This window comes from Pararhizobium sp. P1_E7 (assembly GCF_056405855.1).
In genome coordinates this window covers 1-559 of the sequence record NZ_JBFUBH010000252.1, presented here as the reverse complement: position 1 = coordinate 559, position 559 = coordinate 1, and the positions used below count along the sequence as shown (strand labels likewise).

The following is a 559-nucleotide window of genomic DNA, read 5'->3' as shown; positions in this document are numbered from 1 at the left end:
GGAGTATACCGTCTTTCGAACCGTCACCGATCGTGATCTTCGTTGTCTCGGCAATGAGTCGCTCCAGAAGCGGAGCGTAGAGGTGTTCCTGAACGAGGACGCGTGACGTGGCCGAGCAGACTTGCCCCTGGTTCCAAAAGATACCGAACATGATCCATTCGACGGCTTGATCGATGTCTGCGTCTTCAAATATGATGAAGGGTGACTTCCCCCCAAGTTCGAGGCTCACCCGCTTGATGTCGCGAGCAGCTGCGGCCATCACCTTCGAACCTGTCGGAACCGAACCGGTGAACGCTAGCTTATCGATGCCCGGATGGTCTATTAGAGCCTGCCCCGCCTCCACGCCCAGACCTGGTACCACGTTCAACACGCCGGCAGGTATGCCAGCCTCGTCGGCAATCGCGGCAAGTTCAAGAGCTGTTAGTGGCGTAAGTTCCGAGGGTTTCAGGACAACGGTACATCCTGCGGCAAGCGCCGGGGCAACTTTCCAGGCTGCCATTAGCAGCGGATAATTCCAGGGTATGATAGCGCCCGCCACACCAACAGGCTCCTTCACGAC

At 57.6% G+C, this 559-nt stretch carries 1 protein-coding gene; it reads right to left on the bottom strand.

Annotated features, from left to right (window positions below):
- Nucleotides 1-559 (bottom strand): aldehyde dehydrogenase family protein (locus AC1D17_RS29260; RefSeq protein WP_477568682.1); only part of this gene is annotated, 559 nt, incomplete at both ends.